We start from the raw sequence: 243 nt of genomic DNA on the forward strand, positions 1-243 counted from the left end.
GCCGGCCAAATGGTCGCGTGGATCGAGTTACAGCGAGCGATACCCGGCGGATCTTCCGGCTGTACCTTGGCGCCAAGGTCACGGAAGGTGTCAGCCGTACGCATGACCGCATCGTGGACGGCGGTTTCGGGCGTGACAGCAAGGCCCAGGGACGCACTGGACGCTATGCGGACACCGCCCGGTGTTGGCTTGCACTTGAGACCAAGTTCATAGTCGCTGGCGTCGAACGGCAAGGCGTACCAG

Annotated in this window: 1 pseudogene; it reads right to left on the bottom strand. The window is 63.4% G+C overall.

What is annotated here, in order from left to right:
* Nucleotides 1-243, bottom strand: a pseudogene (locus tag SB771_RS36505) (amidase); the annotation flags it as partial.

This window comes from Burkholderia sp. SIMBA_051 (genome assembly GCF_046534915.1).
GTDB lineage: Bacteria > Pseudomonadota > Gammaproteobacteria > Burkholderiales > Burkholderiaceae > Burkholderia > Burkholderia ambifaria.